The sequence below is a fragment of the Stenotrophomonas acidaminiphila genome (assembly GCF_014109845.1).
GTDB lineage: Bacteria > Pseudomonadota > Gammaproteobacteria > Xanthomonadales > Xanthomonadaceae > Stenotrophomonas > Stenotrophomonas acidaminiphila.
In genome coordinates this window covers 176,977-195,319 of sequence record NZ_CP043567.1, presented here as the reverse complement: position 1 = coordinate 195,319, position 18,343 = coordinate 176,977, and the positions used below count along the sequence as shown (strand labels likewise).

Here is an 18,343-nt window from a genome sequence, read left to right as displayed (position 1 = left end):
GCCTGCCGATGGCCGATGGGGGCAAAAAGAAAGGCCTGATCTTTCGATCAGGCCTTTGGTATTTGGCAGCCCCGGAAGGATTCGAACCTCCGAATGCCTGAGTCAGAGTCAGGTGCCTTACCGCTTGGCGACGGGGCTAGGCAGGGGTGGATTATCGCATGCCGTGACGGTCGAGGCCAGCAGGCGTGGCGAGACCGCTGTAACGGGCAAAAAAAGACCAGATCTTTCGATCTGGTCTTTTGATATCTGGCAGCCCCGGAAGGATTCGAACCTCCGAATGTCTGAGTCAGAGTCAGATGCCTTACCGCTTGGCGACGGGGCTGTGGCTTTCAGGAGCCGGGCTCCTGCTCCCTTGGTGGCTATGGGTGGACTCGAACCACCGACCCCAGCATTATGAGTGCTGTGCTCTAACCGGCTGAGCTACATAGCCTCAGGGAGCCCGCAATTCTGCGTATCGGCGGCTTGCCTGTCAACTGTTTTTTCCGCGCTTGTGGCATTGCAGCGGCCATGGCAGAGTCCAAGCCAGTAGAAATATTTAGGAGTCCGCATCGTGATCGATCCGGACGGCTATCGACCGAACGTCGGCATCGTGCTGATGCGGGAAGACGGACAGGTGTTCTGGGCACGACGCGTGCGCCGGGATGGCTGGCAGTTCCCGCAGGGTGGGATGAACTCCGACGAGACGCCGGTCGAGGCCATGTATCGCGAGCTGCAGGAAGAAACCGGCCTGTTGCCTGAACATGTCGAAGTGCTCGGGGCTACCCCGGGCTGGCTTCGCTACCGGTTGCCCAGCCGCGCCATCCGCCGTACCGAGAAGCAGGTCTGCATCGGCCAGAAGCAGGTCTGGTTCCTGCTGCGGCTGACCGGCGACGAGGGCCATGTGCGCCTGGACCATACCGAGGCCCCCGAGTTCGACCATTGGCGATGGGTGGATTTCTGGTATCCCGTCGAGCATGTGGTCATGTTCAAGCGCGGCGTCTATGCGCGCGCGCTGCGGCATCTGGCGCCGTTGGCGCAGGGTATCGCCGGGCAAGGGGTGACGGCGATGCCGAAGAGCGCCCAGGAGGCGTGGATGCCCGGCCACGCTGCGGGTCATGAGCGCCCGCGCAAGCGTTCGCGCAAGCGCGGCTATTGGCCGCGGAAGGCGCAGGGCGAGGGGCCGACGGCCTGACGGCCTGACGGCCACCGCCTGATCGAGAACGATTCAGCATTTTAATTGACAATCGTTCTCGTTTTCGTTGAAATGGCTTCCGGCCACTCCCGGCCGGTCCTGTCCATCGCCCCCGTGTACGTCTGCATCTGCAACGGTGTCACCGACCACCAGATCCGCGAAGCGGCCGACAACGGCTGCAGTTCGGTTGCCGAACTGACGATGCGTACCGGCTGCGGTTCCAGCTGCGGTTCCTGCCTGGAGATGGCGGGCGAGCTCCTGGCCACGGCACGCGCGGTGCACGACCTGCCGCTGCCGATGCTCGGCCTGGCCAGGGTGGCCTGAATTCCGTCGCGGCGCGCAGCCGCGGCGTGACCGTGGCGGGCAGGTCCGCCGTTGCGGACGGACCAATGCGTACGATTCGCGTTCCTTCATCAGCGCACGCGTGACGCTACAGTGCGCGCGTTCAATGCGTGCAGGAGCAACCCCCATGAAAGGCGACGCCAAGGTCATCGAGTTCCTCAACAAGGTGCTCTACAACGAGCTGACCGCGATCAACCAGTACTTCCTGCACGCCAAGATGCTGAAGAACTGGGGCCTGAAGGAGCTGGCCGAGCACGAGTACAAGGAATCCATCGACGAGATGAAGCATGCGGACGCATTGTCCGACCGCATCCTGTTCCTCGAGGGGCTGCCGAACTTCCAGGCGCTGGGCAAGCTGCGCATCGGCGAGAGTCCGGTCGAGATCCTGCGCTGCGACCTGGCGCTGGAAACCTCGGCGGTGGCGGTGTTGCGCGAGGCGGTGGCCTACGCCGAGAGCATCGGCGACTACGTCAGCCGCGAGCTGTTCGTGAAGATCCTCGACTCCGAGGAAGAGCACATCGACTGGCTGGAAACGCAGCTGGACCTGATCGAGCGCATCGGCGAGCCGAACTACCTGCTGACCAAGCTGGACGACTGAGCCTCCGGCCCGGCGCCGCGCCGGGCGTTGCCGGGTCCCGTCAACGGCGGCCGCGCCGCCGTTGCTGCCGTGCTGCCACGGCATCCGTCAGCTGCGTAGTGCGGTGCTGCCGCGCGGCGGTGATCCCACTCTCCTTGCCCGCACGCGTGTCCGGGCGCGACGCGCGCATGCGCGCGAGCCGGGCTCAGGCCTGCAGGGCCCGTTCGCCGCGGATGTCCGACTGGTAGCCGATCAGCGCCAGTCGCGCGCGGGCGAACTCGGCAATGATCAGCGCGACCATCACCGCCGGGCGTTCCAGCTTGCCGGACCGGGCGGCCAGTTCGACCCGGCGCGCCGCCGCCGACAGGGCCAGGGCGCCGACATTGGCGCTGGCCGACTTGAGGCTGTGCGCCAGTTCGCGCAGCTGGTCCAGGTCGGGTGCGACCGCGGCCTCCTGCAGCTGGCGCACGAGCGGGGTGGTGTCGTCGAGGAACACGTCGATGATGGTGGCGGTCTCGGCGCCGGCGATCTCGCGCAGTTCGTCCAGCACCTCGCGGTCGAGCACCGGCAGGGTGGTGGCCTGCACGGCCGAAGCCGGGGCTTCCTCGAGCTGGGCCGGTGCCGCCTGCGGCGGTTCGTCGCCAGCGGTCGGCGCGGGCCCGCACCAGCGCAGCAGGCAGGCCTGCAGGCCTTCGCGCGAAATGGGCTTGGACAGGTAGTCGTCCATTCCCGCGTCCAGGCAGCGCTGGCGGTCGCCGGCCATGGCGTTGGCGGTCATGGCGATGATCGGCAGGCGCGTGGCCTGGGTGGCGGTCTCGTGCTCGCGCCAGCGGCGGGTGGCGGCGTAACCGTCCAGCACCGGCATCTGGCAGTCCATCAGCACGGCCTGGTACGCCGCGGCGTGCAGCTTGTCCAGCGCGAGCTGGCCGTTGATGGCGGTCTCCACTTCGCAGCCGAGCACGCCCAGCAGCTTCTGCGCCACCAGCAGGTTGACCGGATTGTCCTCGACCAGCAGCACCCGCGCACCGGCCAGTCCGCGCGCGCGCTCCAGCGATGCCGGGGCAGCCGGCGCCACTTCCGCCGCCACGGAAGGCGCGGCCTGGCCGCTGGCCGGCGCGGTGGTGGCCGGCTCCGTCAACGCCGCGCGCAGCGCCGCATCCGTCGCCTGGCGCGATACCACGCGTGGACTGTCGCGCAGTTCGGACGGCAGCGGTGCGTCGTCCTGCAGCCAGACCAGGCGGTGGTCGCCGCCGGCCCGCTGCAGCGCCGCCACGCCCAGGCGCAGCGACGGCAGGTCGCCGATGACGGCGTGCCAGGGCTGCGGCGAGCCCCCCGCGCGCAGCAGGTCCAGCGCTTCGTGCACCGTGTCCACGCTGCGCACCTCGAACCCCCAGTTCGGCAGGACCAGCTCCAGCCGTTGGCGCAGGCGCGCGTCGGTGGACACCAGCAGCACCCGCGGGTGGGCGCCGTGCGCCGGCGCGCGCAGGTCGCCGATCACCTTGAGCAGCGGGATCTCGAACCAGAAGGTCGAGCCCTGGCCGGGCACCGAGTCCAGGCCGATGCGGCCATGCATCAGGTCGATGATGCGCTTGCAGATGGCCAGGCCCAGGCCGGTGCCGCCGTACAGGCGGGTGGTCGAGGCGTCGGCCTGGGTGAAGGCGCTGAACAGGCGCTCCTGCTGGTCGGCGTCGATGCCGATGCCGGTATCGCGGACCTCGAAGCGCAGCAGGTGCTGCGCATTGGTCTCGCCCATGCGCCGCACCTGCACCTGGATGCCGCCGCGTTCGGTGAACTTGATCGCGTTGACCATCAGGTTGCTGAGCACCTGGCGCAGGCGCACCGGGTCGCCGCGCACCGCCAGCCGCACCGCCGGGTCGAGCGCCAGGGTGATGTCCAGTCCCTTGTGCGCGGCCGAGCGCTGCATCAGCTGCAGCAGCGAATCCAGCAGCTCGCGCAGGTTGAACGTGGTGATCTCCAGCTCCAGCCGCTGCGCTTCGAGCTTGGAGTAGTCGAGGATGTCGTCGACGATGCGGAACAACGCCCGCGAGCTCTCGCTGGCGGTGTTGAGCATCTCGCGCTGTTCGGCGGCCAGCGGCCCCTGCGCGACCATTTCCAGCATCGGGATGATGCCGTTGAGCGGGGTGCGGATCTCGTGGCTCATGGTGGCCAGGAACTCGCCCTTGGCCAGCATTGCCGCCTCGGCATCCTGCTTGGCCTGCAGCAGCTGCTGCTCGAGCTGGACATGGCGCTGCTGTTCCTGGCGCAGGCGCTGCAGCTCGCGCTCGTTGTCGCGGGAGCGCTGCGCGAATGCGGCGGACGTGTCGGCCAGGGCGCGCGCGGCGAGCGCCGCCAGCAGCGCGCACAGGCAGGCGAGCGCGGCCAGGGCGGTGGCGACGATCTGCGCCGGTACCGGCGGCGGCAGCCACTGCGCCACGCCGGCGGCCACCGCGAGCATCGCCGAAGCCATGGCCCAGCGGTTGGCTGCCTGCATCTCAGAGCACCGTGTTCTGGAAGTCGAAGTCCAGTTCGCTGCCGACCGACTGCACCACGTTGCCCTGGATGAAGTCGATGCCGCTCATCCACATCGCGGCGGCGGCCTGTGGATCCTCGATCTGCTGGCCGATGATCTGCAGCCCGGCGCGGTGCGCGGCGTCGATCGCGCCGCGCAGTTCGTCGCGCAGCTGCTGGCTGGCGTGGCTGCCGGCGAAACGCCCGGCCATGCGCACGAAGCCCAGCGGCAGCTGGGTCATCAGCGCGTTGGCCTCGTCGCCGGGTTCGAACTGGCTCAGGCAGAACTGCACGCCGGCGGGCATCAGCCGTTCGCAGAACTGCTGCAGCGTCACCGCGTGTACCAGCGCGTCGCCCAGGCGCACGTCGATGACCAGCGAGCTGCCGGCGATCTGCCGGTCGGCGATGGCCTTGAGCAGCCAGCCGGCGAATGCCTCGCGGGCGAGGCTGCGCAGCGACTGCGACACGAACAGCCGCATCGGCGGCACGGCGTGCTGGTAGCGGTGCAGCAGCCCCAGCGCATGGTCGAGCACCTGCTGGTCGAGGTCGCCGATGCGCCCGGCCGCCTCGGCCGCCGGAATCACCTGGCCGGCCGAGAGCAGGGTGCCGTCGTTGCGCCGCAGGCGCAGCAGCACTTGGTACTGCGCGGTGTCGCTGCCGGCGACGGCCACGATCGGCTGGTAGGCCAGCTCGATCTGGCCTTCCAGCAGGGCCAGGTGTTCCTGCGCGGCGGCATCGCCGTTGCCCTGATAGGCGGCCACGCCGTCGGCGAGCAGCCGCGCCTGCAGGGCGGTGCGTTCGACCGCCTCCAGGGCGATGCCGGCGTCCTCGAAACCCTGCGACAGGCGGGCATGGCCGACGGCGCAGCGCAGGTGCAGCGATTCGTCATCGCGCACCACGAACGGGTGCGCGGACAGGGCTTGGCGTACCGAGCGCGCCAGCGCATCGACCGCGTCCTCGTCCATGCCGCGGCCCAGCAGCAGGAAGCTGTTGTCGTTCAACCGTGCCAGCAGGTGCGGGCGCGCGGCTTCGGCCAGGCGCCGGCCGGCCTGCACCATCAGCCGCTCGAAGGCGGCATAGCCATAGCGTTCGCGCAGGCCCAGCGCGCTGGCGATCTCGATGAACATCAGCCCGCCGTGCTCGGACGCGGCCAGTGCCGCATCCAGCTGCAGCATCAGGTTGTGCCGCGTGGGCAGGCCGGTCTCCGGGTTGCTCAGCGCCACCCCTTCGGCCGTGCCCTGCGCCTGCTGGCGCGAACGGCGGATGCGGTTGGCTACCGCCGCGACCAGGTGGCGCGGGCGGATCGGCTTGGTGAGGAAATCGTCGGCGCCGCTGTCGAGCACCTCGAACTGGCGCTCGGGGTCGGGGTCGCCGGTCAGGAACACGATGGGCAGCAGCTGCTGGTGCGGGTTCTGGCGGATCAGCGCGGTCAGCCGCATGCCATCGAGCCCGGGCATGTGCAGGTCCATCAGGATCAGGTCGGGGCGGTGCTCGACGATCGCCTGCTGCACGCCCTCGGCGTCCATCTGCACGATCGCCTGCATGCCGGCACCGTGCAGCACGCTCTGCGCGAACAGCGCCTGCGAGCGGTCGTCCTCGACGATCAGCACGCGATAGGGCGTTTCGGCGGCGGCAGCCTGGCCCGGTTCCGGCGTGGCGGCCGGGGCGGCGGCGATATGCGCGCGGACCGCGTCGGCCGGCGGCGCATTCTCCACGCTCCAGCGCTGCCAGTAGTCTGCCGGCGGGACCTCCGCGCGCGTCAGGCGGGCGGTGGAAGTAGGTGTGTCGTTGCTTGCCATCGGTACTCCCCGTATGCCGTGGATTATGCGGTCAACGAGCCGGTGGCAGCGAATGGTCCCTGGCCGTCGCCGGTGGCGCGGCCGGCGGTGGCGCGGCGAACAGGCGCTTGACCCCGCGCCAGAGCGTGCGCCAGACCAGCCATACGGTCAGCGCGCCCAGCAGGCTTGCGCCGACCACCAGTGCCAGCGCCAGCCACGGGTGGGCCAGTGCCAGCGCCAGGCCGGCGATCACCACGCCGTCCTCGGCCACCGATGCGGCCCAGTTGCTGGCCGGTTCCGGTGAGGTGTTCAGCAGCGCCCGGGTGCCGGCCTTCAGGCCATGGCTGGCCAGTGCCACGCCGGCACCGGCAGCGAGCGCGCCGGCACCGAGCTGGCCGTCGGGGGAAAGGGTCGCCGCGGCCAGGAAGGCGCCGGCCGGTACCCGCGCCAGGGTCTGCAGCAGGTCCCAGATCGAATCCACGCCGGGGATCTTGTCGGCGAAGAATTCGGTGGCCGCCAGCGCGGCCGAGGTGCCCAGCACCCACCATGACTGCGTGGCCTGCAGCGCCGGCGGCAGCTCGACCCAGCCCAGCACGCCGGCCAGGCCGACGCCGAACACGGTCAGGTACACGCGGATGCCGGCCAGCCAGGCCAGCAGGATGCCGATGACGAAAACGTGGGCTTCGGTCATGGTCGCGGACTCGCGCGGGAACTGTGAGCAGGATCGCAACTATCGACCATGCCCCGGGCGATTGCCAGTTCCCGGCGGGCCGTGCCGGGAGTCGTTTACACTGCCAGGCCGTTTCAACCGGAGCGAAGGTGCCGCTTCGCGCAGGATCCGGCACCGGTCATGTAACGCCATGAGCAATCGATCCCCGTCGCGTTTCCAGATCACCCTGCGGGGAACGCCGCAGCGATCGGCGTGGGTGCGGCTGGCCGTCCTCGCCGTCGCCTGGCTGCTGTCGCTGCTGCTGGTGGGCTGGCTGGCCGCCCGCTACGCCTCGCCCGATGCCGGCGGGTTGCGCGAGCGCCTGCGCCAGAGCGAGCGTACCGTCGCCGCGCAGCGCGCCCAGATCGAGGAGCTGCGGCAGCGCCAGGCCACGCTGGAGGCGTCGGACAAGATCAGCCGCGCGGCCAATGCCGAGGTGCAGGCATCGCTGGCCGAGCGCGACGAGGAGATCGCCGGGCTGCGCGCGGACGTCGCGTTCTACGAGCGCCTGGTGGGCGCCACCAGCCAGCGCAAGGGGCTGAATGCGCATTCGGTGGAGTTCTCCGCCGAAGCCGCCGGCACCTGGCACTACAGCGTGGTGCTGACGCAGAATCTGAACAGGGGCGCTATCAGCCAGGGGCAGATGCGGTTCTCGGTGGAAGGGGTCAAGGGCGGCAAGCTGGCGACGGTGACCTGGGACGAGCTCCACCAGCGCCGTGATGTGCCCGGGCAGGCCTATTCGTTCCGGTATTTCCAGCGCCTGGACGGCAGCGTGATGCTGCCCAAGGATTTCACCCCGCAACGTGTGCGAGTCTCGTTGACCGGGCCCGGGGGGAGCGCGACACAGACATTCGATTGGAAACTCGCCGGCAACGGCAGAGGGGAGCAGTGATGTTCAAGAACAAGTCCAGCCGCGACAGCCACCTGGTCGTGGACGCCCTGATCGGGCCGCAGGTGGTGATCCGTGGCGACGTGATGTTCAGCGGCGGCCTGTACGTGGAAGGGCGCATCGAGGGCCGGGTGATCGCCGAGGAGGGCGCCAAGGCGGTGCTGACCCTGGCCGAGCAGGGCCACATCGACGGCGAGGTCCGTGCCTCGGTGGTGGTGCTCAGCGGGCGCATGGACGGCGACGTCCATGCCGGCGAGCGCATCGAGCTGACCCCCACCGCGCGGGTCAACGGCAACGTCCACTACCAGGTGGTGGAGATGGGCGCCGGCGCCCAGCTCAACGGCCGCCTGGTGCATGCCACGGCGATGGCCGCGCTGCCTTCGCCCGAGGCGGCGGCGCTGCAGGCGCAGGCTGAAGCGGCGGAGGCTTGAATCGGCGCGCGGGCGTCCCCATGCTGGGCGCATGAGCACGCTCGTTTCCCTGCCCGGCGCAACGGCCGCCCCCGATTACCAGTCCCTCGATCGCCCGCTGAACTTCACCCCGGCCGCCGCGGCCAAGGTGAGCGAGCTGATCCGCGAGGAGGGCAACGCTGCCCTGGCGCTGCGCGTCTATATCCAGGGGGGCGGCTGTTCCGGCTTCCAGTACGGCTTCGAGTTCGACGAGAACCGGGCCGACGATGACCTGGCGGTGGTCACCGACGGCGTGACCCTGCTGGTGGATCCGCTGAGCCTGCAGTACCTGATGGGCGCCGAGGTCGATTACTCGGAAAGCCTCACCGGGGCGCAGTTCGTGATCCGCAATCCCAACGCCCGCACGACCTGCGGCTGCGGCAGCAGTTTCGCCGTCTGAGCCCGGCGCCATGCCGCGGGCGCGCGCGCATCCCCGCGGACGCGGGCAGCTTCTCGCCACGGTGGTTTGCCGGTAGTCTGCCGACGATGCATGCTTTCGACTCTTCCTTCCATGCACACGCCTTCGCCGGCGCCGCGCTGGATCGCGCCGATGCGCTGCGCGACGACGCCGATGCGCTGGCGCGGCTGTGGCCCGACGCCCGTGTGCTGGTGCTCGATGCCGATGGCACCGCCTTCGCCGATGCCGAGGGGCAGCCGTTCCTGACCAGCGGCCGCGAACTGGGCGGTGGCCCGGGCACGGCCATCTTCCTGGGCATGCAGCACAAGCGCGCGTGGTTCGTGGTCGAGGCGGCGATGGTCGGGGTGCGGGCGCCAGGGCGTATCGACCTGCGCCGCGCCGCCGCCGAATGGCCGGCCGACGCGTCGGGCGTGTTCTGCTACGCGCGCGGCATGTCGTACTGGCATTCGCGCAACCGCTTCTGCGGCGTCTGCGGCGCCGCGGTGGTGTTCGGGCGTGGCGGTTTCATCGGCCGCTGCGGCCAGTGCGGCACCGAGCATTACCCGCGGGTGGACCCGGCGGTCATCGTCGCGGTCGAACATGACGGCCGCCTGCTGCTCGGCCGCCAGGCCAGCTGGGCGCCGCGGCGCTGGTCGGTGGTGGCCGGTTTCGTCGAACCGGGCGAGACCTTCGAGCAGACCGTGGCGCGCGAAGTGTTCGAGGAAACCCGGGTGCGGGTGATCCAGGCCGACTACCTGTGCACCCAGCCGTGGCCCTTCCCGGGGGCGCTGATGGTCGGTTTCCGGGCCACCGCCCATGGCGACGTCCCCCAGGTGGACGGCGAACTCGAGGATGCGCGCTGGTTCGACGCCGAGGAAATCGGCGCCGCGCTGCGGCGCGAGCAGGCCGACGACGGCCAGGGCATCCTGCTGTCGCCGCGGATCTCGATCGCACGTACGCTGATCGAAGACTGGTACCGGCGCCGGCAGCCATGAGGCCGGCAGCGGGCCGTCGCGGGCATCGGCACGCACGGCCTTGGCGGGGCCTACAATCAGGACCCGGAGGAATCGCATGTTCACGACCCTGGTAGCAGTGATCGCGGCACTGGTCCTTGGCCATCTGGCGCCCGCGCCGATGGCGGCCCTGCGCGACTGGCGCTGGTTCGGGCGCTGGCTGGGCTGGCTGCAGGTACATGAAGGCGGCAGCAACGCCGGCCGCTTCGGCCTGCTGCTGGCCATCGCCCCGTGCGTGCTGCTGGCGGCGGCGGTGCAATGGCTGCTGGCCGGGCACCTGCACGGGCTGCCGTCGCTGCTGTTCGGCATGGCGGTGCTGGCGCTGTGCTGGGGGCCGCGCGACCTGGACCGCGATGTCGAGGCGGTCATCGACGCGGAGGATGCGGCAGCCCACGACGCGGCGGTCGCCCAGCTCCAGTCTGCCGGCGGCAGCCTGCGCGAGGATGTGCCCACGCTGGTCGACGCGACCCTGTACAACGCGCTGCGGCGCTGGTTCGCGCCGTTGTTCTGGTTCCTGCTGCTGGGCCCGCTGGGTGCGGTGCTGTACCGCCTGCTGGTGCAGTCCGTGCACGGTCCGATCGCCGCTGGCGTGGCGGCCGAAGCCCGCGGGACGGGCGCCTGGGCGCTGGCCCTGCTGGAATGGCCGGTGGCCCAGTTGATGACGCTGTCGATGGCACTGGTCGGCAATTTCGACACGGTGTTCTCGGCCTGGCGCCGTGCCGGTGGCAACCGCTGGGCGCTGGACCTGGGCTTCCTGGGCGAGGCCGCGCGTGCCGGCGTCGGCATGGAGCTGGCCGAGGATGCGGCCGATGCGCGCGAGGCCGGCCTGGTCCCGCACGCCGAACGCCATCCCGAACTGCGCGATGCGATGAGCATGGTCTGGCGCATGCTGCTGTTGTGGATGGCGCTGCTGGCGCTGTTGATCATCGCCGGCTGGGTGGGGTGAGCCCCCTGCGGCGGGTAGGGTCGCGCAGCGGTGGCGGCCGGTGCGCACGGCATTGGCCGGTGGAGGTGCCGGGTACGTCGCGCGGATGGGAGCGCCGGCGCGCAGCGCTGTCTTTCAGCCCGGCGCGAGCAGGGTGAACGGGTACCAGGGCAGGTTGCGGGCGACCCAGTAGGCCGGCAGTACCGCCAGCCACAGCTTCGGCGCCATCACCACCCGCATCAGCGGCTGCAGCCAGCGCGGGTTCCAGCCGGCGGACCAGAGCACCATCAGCGGGACCAGGGCGAGGGTCACCAGGCCCAGTGGGTTCATCGAGAACGCGCGCAGCAGGTCGCCGTGGGCCAGCGCGTGCAGCGCGCGGGTCAGTCCGCAGCCGATGCAGTAGTAGCCGGTGAAGGCCAGGAACATGCAGGGCGGGAACGGGTTGCCCTCGACGTTCGGATCGAAATGCCACAGCAGCCAGATGCCGGCGGGGATCGCCAGTGCGACCCCCGCCAGCGCGAGCTTGTGCCGGGTTCCGAGCAGCAGCGCCACGGCTTACTGGTATTTCTGCAGCATTTCCATGTAGGCGGCGGCACCGCCCATGGCGAAGTAGATGGCGTTGAACACCACGCCGATGATGGCCAGCGCGGTAGCCACCCAGCACCAGGTCTTGGCGTTGTTGGAGGCGCGGCGGGCGCCGTCGATGTCGCCCTGGCTCAGCAGGTTGTTCACCTTGCTGGAGAACACGATGGCGACGATGCCCACCAGGCCCAGCGGGCAGCACAGGCAGGTGGCCAGGACCGTGGCGATGATCGACCAGGCCAGGTGGTTGGGGATGCTGCTGGCGGGATTGACGGTATTCATGGGTTCTCCGATGGGGTTGCGATCAGCGTGACTTGCAGGCGTTCGCCGCGGTCAGCGACGAGAGGATCATGGCCGCGACCCAGCACAGCGGCCAGGTGATGAAGCCGATGAAGACGAAGCACAGCAGGATGTTGACCAAGGTCAGCGCCCAGTAGCCGAACATGATGATCAGGCCGGTGCCGACATTGCCGGCGTACATGTGGCCGATGCCGAACGTCTGCAGGAACAGCCCCGGCAGCACTTCCAGCAGGGCCGCCACGCCACCGGACTTCTGCGGGTGGTAGTAGTGGTGCACCTGCTGCGGCGCGGGAGCGGCGGGAGGGGGCGGTGGGATGTCCATGTTTCCTCGGTGTCGGCGGGTGCCGTGCAATCCCTGCAGCCGCGTCTGGAGGGATAGCGTAGCGATTTGCCGGGCAGACGGTAAGCCGGTCAGGCGTCGTCGCCGCGCAGCGCCCGTACCCGGGCCTCCAGCGCCGCCGCGTCGGTGGCCGTGCCGTCGACCGTGGGGGCGGCGGCCACTTCGATGTGGGCGCGGAAGCGGCGCGGTACCCGCATCCGCCCCAGGCGCGTGTCGCGCCGGCTCCACATGCTGCTCCACATGCCTTTGAGCGCCAGCGGCACCACCGGCACCGGCCGCCGGGCCAGGATCTTCTCCACCCCGGAGCGGAACCGGGCGATGTCGCCGTCGCGGGTCAGTGCGCCCTCGGGGAAAATGCAGACCAGCTCGCCTTCCGCCAGCGCCGCATCGATGGCGTCGAACGCGCGCTGCATCAGTTCGGCGTCCTCCTTGGGGCTGGCGATGGGAATGGCCTTGGCGGTGCGGAAGATCCAGCGCATCACCGGGATGTTGAAGATCCGGTAGTACATGACGAAGCGCACCGGGCGCGGGATCACCGCGGCCAGGATCAGCGCGTCCATGTAGCTGACGTGGTTGCAGACGATCAGCGCCGCGCCCTCGTCGGGCACGTGTTCCTCGATGCCGGTGCGGCGCAGGCGGTACAGCGCGCGCACCATCACCCAGCTCAGGAAGCGCATCAGGAACTCGGGCACGATGCTGAAGATGTAGCTGGCGACCAGCACGTTGGCGATGGCCAGGGCCAGGAACAGCTGCGGCACGCTCCAGCCCAGCACGCTCTGGGTGAGCAGGCCGGCCATCGCCGCCAGCACGATGAAGCCGGAGTTCTGGATGTTGAGCGCGGCGAACACGCGCGACATCTCCGACTTCGGCGTGCGGCTCTGGATCAGCGCGAACAGCGGCACCACGAACAGGCCGGTGAACAGGCCGATGCCGAGCAGGTCGACGACGATGCGCGCGCTGCCGGGCTGGCGCAGGAAGCCGGCCACGTCCAGCCCGCTCACCGCCACCGCGCCGGTGCGGGCGAAGTACAGGTCGAACAGGAACGCGCTCATGCCGAACGCGCCCAGCGGTACCAGGCCGATCTCGACGGTGCGCGCGGACAGCTTTTCGCACAGCAGCGAGCCGGTGCCGGTGCCCACCGAGAACAGCGCCAGGGCGAAGATGTACAGGGTCGAGCCGCCGCCCAGGTTGATCTCGGCGTAGGTCGGCAGCTGCGAGGTCAGGACGGTGCCGACGAACCAGAACCAGGACACGCCCAGCACCGCGTTGCGCACCGCCTTCTGCTTCCTGGCCATGCGCAGCACGGCCAGCGATTCGGACAGCGGGTTCCAGTCGATCTTCAGGTCCGGCGCGCCGGCATCCACTTTCGGGATCAGCCGCGCGGCGATGTTGCCGGCCACCGCCAGCGCGATCACCGCCACCGATGCCACGACCGGGCCGTGGCTGCCGGCCAGGGTGAAGATCATGCCGCCGACGATCATGCCGCCGAGGATGGAGATGGAGGTGCCCATCTCGACCAGGCCATTGCCGCCGGTGAGCTCCTCCGGCTTGAGGATGGACGGCAGCACCGAGTACTTCACCGGGCCGAACAGGGTGGACTGCATGCCGGTGCAGAACAGCGCCACCAGCAGCACCGGCATGCTCTGGGTGAGGAAGCCCAGCGCGGCCAGCGACATGATCACGATTTCCATCGTGGTGGTGATGACGATCAGCCGCTGCTTCTCCAGCTTCTCGGCGAACTGGCCGGCCAGCGCCGAGAACAGGAAGTAGGGCAGGATGAAGATCGCCGGCGCGAGCATGGCGTAGATGCTGCGTTCCTTGGTGCTGACGCCGAGGAAGAACAGCAGGCCGATGATCGCCTGGCGGTACACGTTGTCGTTGAAGGCGCCCAGCGCCTGGACGATGAAGAACGGCAGGAAGCGGCGCTGTCCGAGCAGCGCGAACTGGTTATGGCCGGCCACGTGGGTTCCTTGGTTTGCGGCGCACCTTAGCAGGTTCGATGCGCGGCCCGTGCGTCGCGGCGGCGGGCAACAGGTCGAGCAGGGCGCGCGCGGCGGGCGTGGGATCGGCGCGCCAGACCGCGCAGGTGCGGAAGCGGAACGGCTCGGCCAGCGGGCGCACGTCCACCCCCTGCATGCGCGCGGCCATGCTGTCCGGGATCGCCGCGACCGCGAGCCCGGCGGCCACCAGTTGCCGCAGCAGTTCGCCATGGCTGACCTCGTACTGCAGCCGCGGCGCGACGCCGCGCTCGCGCAGGGCGTCGTCCATCATCCGGCGCACGCCGGCGCCGGGAACCAGCGCCGCCAGCGGGACGCCGTCGAGCGCGGGCAGCGGCACCCGCTGCATCGCCGCCAATGCATGCCCGCGCGGCAGCAGCAGCGACAGGCCTTCCTCGTCGAGCAGGCGGTGCTGCGCCGGCAGCGGCACCTGCGGGCCGACGCCGACCAGGGCCACGTCCAGCCTGCCCTCGGCCAGCTCGGCCAGCAGCTCCTCGCTCATGCCCACGCGCAGGTGCACGTCCACGGCCGGATACGCGCCCCGGAACCGGGCCAGCAGGTCGGGGACGTCGACCACGGTGAGCGCGGTGATCTGGCCGATGCGGATGCGCCCGCGCACCGTGCCCAGCGCCAGCGCCATCTCCTCCTGCAGGCGGTCGGCGGCCTGCAGGGTGAGCCGGGCGTTGCGCAGGAATACCTCGCCGGCGGCGGTGGGCCGCACCTGGCGGTGGCCGCGCTCGAACAGGCGCGCACCGAAAGCCTCCTCCAGCCGCGCCACCTGGTGGCTCAGCGCCGACTGCACGGTGTGGCAGCGCGCCGCCGCCGCGGTGAACCCGCCTTCCTCGGCGACGGCGACCACGAATTCCAGCTGGCGCAGGGTGAACATGCCATCAATCAAACAGATGAAGTGGATGATGACAATACATTTGTGTCATGGAAGGCCCCGCCACAGACTTGCCGCCTGCTCCCCCCGACCGAGGCCGTGATGTCCACCCACTCCCCCCGTGCCAACGCGCTCAGCCAGCGGCGGGTCATGCTGCTGGCGGCGGCCACCGGGCTGATCGTGGCCAGCAACTATTACGCCCAGCCGCTGCTGCAGCTGCTGGGCGGTGCGTTCGGGCTGGGCGCCGGCACGGTGGGCTGGGTGGTGACCGTCGCGCAGCTGTCCTATGCCGCGGGCCTGTTGCTGATCGTGCCGCTGGGCGACCGCCTGGAGCGGCGCCGGCTGATCGTGGCGCTGTTCGTGCTGGCGGCGCTGGGGTTGCTGGTCAGCGCCAGCGCCGGCCATTTCGCGCAACTGCTGGCCGGTACCGCGCTCAGCGGCCTGTGCGCGGTGGCCGCACAGGTGATCATCCCGCACGCGGCGACGCTGGCGGCGCCGGAACGGCGCGGGCGCGTGGTCGGCACGCTGATGGCCGGCCTGCTGCTGGGCATCCTGCTGGCGCGCACCGCCTCGGGCGTGCTGGCCGGGATCGGCACCTGGCAGACCGTGTACTGGGTTGCCGGTGCGGCACTGCTGCTCATGGCACTGGCGCTGGCCCGCGCGCTGCCGGCCTACCGGCCGCAGGCGACGCTGTCGTATCCGCGCCTGCTCGCCTCGGTGCTGGCGCTGCTGCGCGACGAACCGGTGCTGCGCCGGCGCGCATTGCTGGGTGCGCTGCTGTTCGCCGGCTTCAGCGTGTTCTGGACGCCGCTGGCGTTCCTGCTGTCCGGGCCGGCCTATGGCTACTCCATCGCCAGCATCGGCCTGTTCGGGCTGGTCGGCGCCGCCGGTGCGCTGGCCGCCAGCCGCGCCGGGCGCCTGAGCGACCGCGGCCATGGCCGCCTGGTGACCGGTGGCGGCCTGGTGGTGTTGCTGCTGTCCTGGGGGGTGCTGCTGCTGGCGCCGGTCTCGCTGGCCGCGCTGGTGGTGGGCGTGCTGGCGCTGGACGTGGCGGTGCAGGCGGTGCACATCGACAACCAGAGCACGATCTACCGGTTGGACGAAAGCGCCCGCAGCCGCATCACCGCGGCCTACATGACCTGCTACTTCATCGGCGGCGCGGCCGGTTCGGCGCTGGGCACGCAGGCCTGGACCCGGTACGGCTGGAATGGCGTGTGCGCGGTGGGCATCGCGCTGGCGCTGGCGGCACTGCTGGCGATGCCGCGCGCGTCTGGGCGGCACTAGGCCAGCGGTGTCGCCGGCGTGGCGGGCGCCGGCGCTCCCACCGCTTCATCCGCGGCCGCGCGCAGCCGCGGCAGCAGGCGCAGGATCAGCGCCAGCTGGGTGCGTACCAGCCGCGATTTGTCGTCGCTGTCGCCGGGCAACTGCTCCAGCGTATCCGCCAGCGCGGCCTCATCGACCTCGGCCGCCGGCACCGGCCGCCGCTCGGCGAGTGCGGCCGACAGTCCGGCCAGCGCCAGTTGCAGGCACTGCTGTGCATGGCTGACCAGGGGATCGTCGGTCACCGTCGCGCGCGCACGGTGCGCGCCGAGCGCGGACAGGTAGCCGAGCAGGGTGTTGGACAGCGCCAGGAAGCGGAACCCCGCATCCAGGTTGCCGCGCGCGTAGCCCGGCTCGCGCAGCATGTTGGACAGCGCCACCGACAGCGCGACGTCGGCGTTGTGCATGTCGCGGCGGGCGATGCGGTAGGGCAGGTCGTCGCGCATGCCGCTGCGGTACTGGCCCAGTACCTCGTCCAGGTAGCGGGCGCTGGTGGCGATCACCTGCGCCATCACCCGGTGCAGGCGCCGCCCCTGCTAGTCGGGCAGGATCAGCAGCGAGGCGGCGGCGGCGATCACGCAGCCGATCAGCGTATCCAGCAGCCGCGGCCAGATCAGCACGAAGCCGTCGCCGAGCAGGTTGAAGCACAGCAGCGCCATGGTGGTGATCGCGGCGGTGGCGATCACGTAGCGGTCGGTGCGGGTGACGAAGAACAGCAGCGCCGCGGCCAGTGCCAGCAGCAGCTGCACGGTGGTGCCCGGGAACAGCTGCATCAGCGCCCAGGTCGCGCCCAGCCCGAACAGGGTGCCGCCGATGCGCTGCACCAGCCGCAGCCGGGTCGCGCCGAAGTGCGGCCGGCACACGAACACGATGGTGAGCAGGATCCAGTAACCGTTGCTCGGGTGCACCAGCTTGAGCACGGCGTACCCGGCGATCAGCGCCAGCGCGATGCGCACGCCATGGCGGAACAGCACCGAGCCGGGCGTCAGCGCCTGGCGCAGGCGGGTGGCCATCTCGCGCAGGGTGTGCGGCGAGGAATCGCGCAGGCGGGTGTCGATGCCCTCCAGTGGCGTGTCGGCCAGCGACGCCTCGGACAACTGCCGCGCGATGCTGGACAGGTTGGTCGCCAGCAGCTGCAGCGAGCCGAGCAGGCGCTGCCAGTGCGGGTTGTGCTGGTCGCGCAGGTACTGCAGCGAGTGCTCCAGGTCCTGCCCGGCCTGGCGGTTGCGCTCGCCGTAGTCGAACGGCTGGCGCAGGCGGATGGCCTGGCCCAGCGCCATGCAGGCGCCGCCCTGCAGCGACAGCAGGCGCCGGCAGCGGTACAGCACGTCGCTGTGGAAAAACGCCTCGGTCAGCGCTTCGTAGGGATAGTGCGAGGAACTGGCGCGTTCGTGGAAATCCTGCGCCATGTAGTACAGGCGGAAATACAGCCCGGACTGCACCCCGGGGCGCCCGGAGCGGCCGAAGCGGCTGAGGATCGCGGTCTTGGCCGCGTTGAGCGCCTCGACCACGCGCACGTTCTGCTCGGCCAGCGCCAGCCGCCGCGCCTCGAGGTCGCCGTGGCGCACCGGTTCGAACAGGTCCGCCTTGAGCTGCAGGTAGCGCCCGAGCTCGGCGAACAGCCGCGCCAGCCGCTCGCGCACCGGCCGGTTGGCGAACATCACCGTCCACAGGATCGACAGCGCGCCATACCACGCCGCGCCGGCCAGCATCTGCGCCACGTCGCGCCAGGCCGCATCGGTGCCGGCGCCGCGGTGCTGGTCCATCGCGATCATGGTGTAGATCGCCAGGGTCACCGTGGCCTGGCCGATGGAGGCGTAGCGTTCGCCCAGCGCGCCGAGCAGGGTCAGGGCGAAGGCGGCCAGCGCCAGCGCCGCGACGAACGGCAGCGGCCAGTCGAACAGCTGGATGACCGCGGCGGCGGCGGCGACGAAGCACAGCAGCGACAACAGCACCGATTTGCTGCGGCCCCAGCCGTTGTCGTCGGTCTCGGCCACGGCGCTGGCGATGGTGCCCAGGAACAGCGACGGCAGCGGCTGCAGGTCGCCGCGGTACCAGCACACGGCCATCAGCGTGGACAGCGCGATCGACACGCGCAGGCCGTAGCTGGCCTTTTCATGGGCCCAGAGCCGGTTCAACAGGCGTTCGGTGGGGCGCATGCCG

At 70.4% G+C, this 18,343-nt stretch carries 17 protein-coding genes, 3 tRNA genes and 1 pseudogene; 9 read left to right on the top strand and 12 right to left on the bottom strand.

The genetic code is table 11. The annotated features are described in order from the left end of the window. Window positions 1–63 precede the first annotated feature (63 nt). The 3 genes from F0P95_RS01145 to F0P95_RS01135 form a co-directional block, all read right to left on the bottom strand. Window positions 64–138: transfer RNA gene (locus tag F0P95_RS01145), tRNA-Gln, on the bottom strand. Window positions 139–247: 109 nt separating this feature from the next. Next, window positions 248–322, bottom strand: a tRNA-Gln gene (locus F0P95_RS01140). A 31-nt stretch (window positions 323–353) separates the two neighbouring features. Then, a tRNA-Met gene (locus F0P95_RS01135) sits at window positions 354–430 on the bottom strand. Between the two features lie 120 nt (window positions 431–550). Between F0P95_RS01135 and F0P95_RS01130 the strand changes: the two genes are divergently transcribed. From F0P95_RS01130 to bfr, 3 genes are all read left to right on the top strand, one after another. Beyond that, window positions 551–1,171 (top strand): RNA pyrophosphohydrolase, encoded by a 621-nt coding sequence (locus tag F0P95_RS01130; protein ID WP_182335378.1) that lies wholly within the window; start codon window positions 551–553, stop codon window positions 1,169–1,171. A gap of 114 nt (window positions 1,172–1,285) precedes the next feature. Then, entirely contained in the window at window positions 1,286–1,495 is a 210-nt protein-coding gene (locus F0P95_RS01125; protein WP_182336651.1) for a (2Fe-2S)-binding protein, read from the top strand. Between the two features lie 145 nt (window positions 1,496–1,640). Beyond that, the gene (gene bfr, locus F0P95_RS01120; RefSeq protein WP_104939714.1) at window positions 1,641–2,111 is read left to right on the top strand and encodes a bacterioferritin; all 471 of its coding nucleotides are present in this window, start codon (window positions 1,641–1,643) and stop codon (window positions 2,109–2,111) included. Between the two features lie 184 nt (window positions 2,112–2,295). On the opposite strand, the gene F0P95_RS01115 is transcribed toward bfr, so the two are convergent. Genes F0P95_RS01115 through F0P95_RS01105 form a run of 3 tightly spaced genes read right to left on the bottom strand, consistent with a single transcriptional unit; the run spans window position 2,296 to window position 7,067 of the window. After that, window positions 2,296–4,581 (bottom strand): hybrid sensor histidine kinase/response regulator, encoded by a 2,286-nt coding sequence (locus tag F0P95_RS01115; RefSeq protein ID WP_182335377.1) that lies wholly within the window; start codon window positions 4,579–4,581, stop codon window positions 2,296–2,298. Window position 4,582: 1 nt separating this feature from the next. After that, the gene (locus tag F0P95_RS01110; protein ID WP_182335376.1) at window positions 4,583–6,397 is read right to left on the bottom strand and encodes an EAL domain-containing protein; all 1,815 of its coding nucleotides are present in this window, start codon (window positions 6,395–6,397) and stop codon (window positions 4,583–4,585) included. 31 nt (window positions 6,398–6,428) lie between these two features. Further along, window positions 6,429–7,067 (bottom strand): DUF4126 domain-containing protein, encoded by a 639-nt coding sequence (locus tag F0P95_RS01105; protein ID WP_182335375.1) that lies wholly within the window; start codon window positions 7,065–7,067, stop codon window positions 6,429–6,431. A 169-nt stretch (window positions 7,068–7,236) separates the two neighbouring features. On the opposite strand from F0P95_RS01105, the gene F0P95_RS01100 reads away from it, so the two are divergent. From F0P95_RS01100 to ampE, 5 genes are all read left to right on the top strand, one after another. Beyond that, window positions 7,237–7,977, top strand: coding sequence for a DUF6776 family protein (locus tag F0P95_RS01100; protein WP_182335374.1), 741 nt, complete (start codon window positions 7,237–7,239; stop codon window positions 7,975–7,977). Continuing rightward, on the top strand, window positions 7,977–8,405 hold the full coding sequence (locus F0P95_RS01095) for a bactofilin family protein (RefSeq protein ID WP_182335373.1): 429 nt from the start codon (window positions 7,977–7,979) through the stop codon (window positions 8,403–8,405). The genes F0P95_RS01100 and F0P95_RS01095 overlap by 1 nt, the downstream gene beginning before the upstream one ends. 31 nt (window positions 8,406–8,436) lie before the next feature. Then, window positions 8,437–8,823 carry an iron-sulfur cluster insertion protein ErpA gene (gene erpA, locus F0P95_RS01090; protein ID WP_054667784.1) on the top strand — a complete coding sequence of 129 codons (387 nt, stop codon included), beginning with the start codon at window positions 8,437–8,439 and terminating at the stop codon, window positions 8,821–8,823. An 86-nt stretch (window positions 8,824–8,909) separates the two neighbouring features. Next, window positions 8,910–9,815 (top strand): NAD(+) diphosphatase, encoded by a 906-nt coding sequence (gene nudC / locus F0P95_RS01085; RefSeq protein WP_182335372.1) that lies wholly within the window; start codon window positions 8,910–8,912, stop codon window positions 9,813–9,815. 76 nt (window positions 9,816–9,891) lie between these two features. Continuing rightward, entirely contained in the window at window positions 9,892–10,779 is an 888-nt protein-coding gene (ampE, locus tag F0P95_RS01080) for a regulatory signaling modulator protein AmpE (protein WP_182335371.1), read from the top strand. Between the two features lie 114 nt (window positions 10,780–10,893). On the opposite strand, the gene F0P95_RS01075 is transcribed toward ampE, so the two are convergent. The 5 genes from F0P95_RS01075 to F0P95_RS01055 form a co-directional block, all read right to left on the bottom strand. Next, window positions 10,894–11,304, bottom strand: coding sequence for a DUF2752 domain-containing protein (locus F0P95_RS01075; RefSeq protein WP_232528978.1), 411 nt, complete (start codon window positions 11,302–11,304; stop codon window positions 10,894–10,896). 9 nt (window positions 11,305–11,313) lie between these two features. Continuing rightward, window positions 11,314–11,622, bottom strand: a complete 309-nt coding sequence (locus F0P95_RS01070) for a CD225/dispanin family protein (RefSeq protein WP_182335370.1) — start codon at window positions 11,620–11,622, stop codon at window positions 11,314–11,316. Between the two features lie 22 nt (window positions 11,623–11,644). Next, window positions 11,645–11,962: a hypothetical protein gene (locus F0P95_RS01065; RefSeq protein ID WP_182335369.1), complete on the bottom strand. Its 318-nt coding sequence runs from the start codon at window positions 11,960–11,962 to the stop codon at window positions 11,645–11,647. An 89-nt stretch (window positions 11,963–12,051) separates the two neighbouring features. Then, window positions 12,052–13,941 (bottom strand): MFS transporter, encoded by a 1,890-nt coding sequence (locus F0P95_RS01060; protein ID WP_182335368.1) that lies wholly within the window; start codon window positions 13,939–13,941, stop codon window positions 12,052–12,054. Continuing rightward, on the bottom strand, window positions 13,928–14,863 hold the full coding sequence (locus F0P95_RS01055; protein ID WP_054667771.1) for a LysR family transcriptional regulator: 936 nt from the start codon (window positions 14,861–14,863) through the stop codon (window positions 13,928–13,930). The genes F0P95_RS01060 and F0P95_RS01055 overlap by 14 nt, the downstream gene beginning before the upstream one ends. Window positions 14,864–14,962: 99 nt before the next feature. Here F0P95_RS01055 and F0P95_RS01050 point away from each other — a divergent pair, with 99 nt between their 5' ends. Further along, window positions 14,963–16,144: an MFS transporter gene (locus tag F0P95_RS01050; protein ID WP_182335367.1), complete on the top strand. Its 1,182-nt coding sequence runs from the start codon at window positions 14,963–14,965 to the stop codon at window positions 16,142–16,144. On the opposite strand, the pseudogene yccS reads toward F0P95_RS01050, so the two are convergent. Next, window positions 16,141–18,339 (bottom strand): annotated as a pseudogene (gene yccS / locus F0P95_RS01045) (YccS family putative transporter). The gene F0P95_RS01050 and the pseudogene yccS sit on opposite strands and share 4 nt — an antisense overlap. Between the last annotated feature and the right edge of the window lie 4 nt (window positions 18,340–18,343).

Bases quoted from the DNA above. Each gene is read 5' to 3' on its own strand.
- F0P95_RS01110 (WP_182335376.1), bottom strand. From the start codon at position 6,397: ATGGCAAGCAACGACACACCTACTTCCACCGCCCGCCTGACGCGCGCG.
- F0P95_RS01065 (WP_182335369.1), bottom strand. From the start codon at position 11,962: ATGGACATCCCACCGCCCCCTCCCGCCGCTCCCGCGCCGCAGCAGGTG.
- F0P95_RS01070 (WP_182335370.1), bottom strand. From the start codon at position 11,622: ATGAATACCGTCAATCCCGCCAGCAGCATCCCCAACCACCTGGCCTGG.
- ampE (WP_182335371.1), top strand. From the start codon at position 9,892: ATGTTCACGACCCTGGTAGCAGTGATCGCGGCACTGGTCCTTGGCCAT.
- bfr (WP_104939714.1), top strand. From the start codon at position 1,641: ATGAAAGGCGACGCCAAGGTCATCGAGTTCCTCAACAAGGTGCTCTAC.
- F0P95_RS01050 (WP_182335367.1), top strand. From the start codon at position 14,963: ATGTCCACCCACTCCCCCCGTGCCAACGCGCTCAGCCAGCGGCGGGTC.
- F0P95_RS01095 (WP_182335373.1), top strand. From the start codon at position 7,977: ATGTTCAAGAACAAGTCCAGCCGCGACAGCCACCTGGTCGTGGACGCC.
- nudC (WP_182335372.1), top strand. From the start codon at position 8,910: ATGCATGCTTTCGACTCTTCCTTCCATGCACACGCCTTCGCCGGCGCC.
- F0P95_RS01100 (WP_182335374.1), top strand. From the start codon at position 7,237: ATGAGCAATCGATCCCCGTCGCGTTTCCAGATCACCCTGCGGGGAACG.
- erpA (WP_054667784.1), top strand. From the start codon at position 8,437: ATGAGCACGCTCGTTTCCCTGCCCGGCGCAACGGCCGCCCCCGATTAC.
- F0P95_RS01115 (WP_182335377.1), bottom strand. From the start codon at position 4,581: ATGCAGGCAGCCAACCGCTGGGCCATGGCTTCGGCGATGCTCGCGGTG.
- F0P95_RS01105 (WP_182335375.1), bottom strand. From the start codon at position 7,067: ATGACCGAAGCCCACGTTTTCGTCATCGGCATCCTGCTGGCCTGGCTG.
- F0P95_RS01055 (WP_054667771.1), bottom strand. From the start codon at position 14,863: ATGTTCACCCTGCGCCAGCTGGAATTCGTGGTCGCCGTCGCCGAGGAA.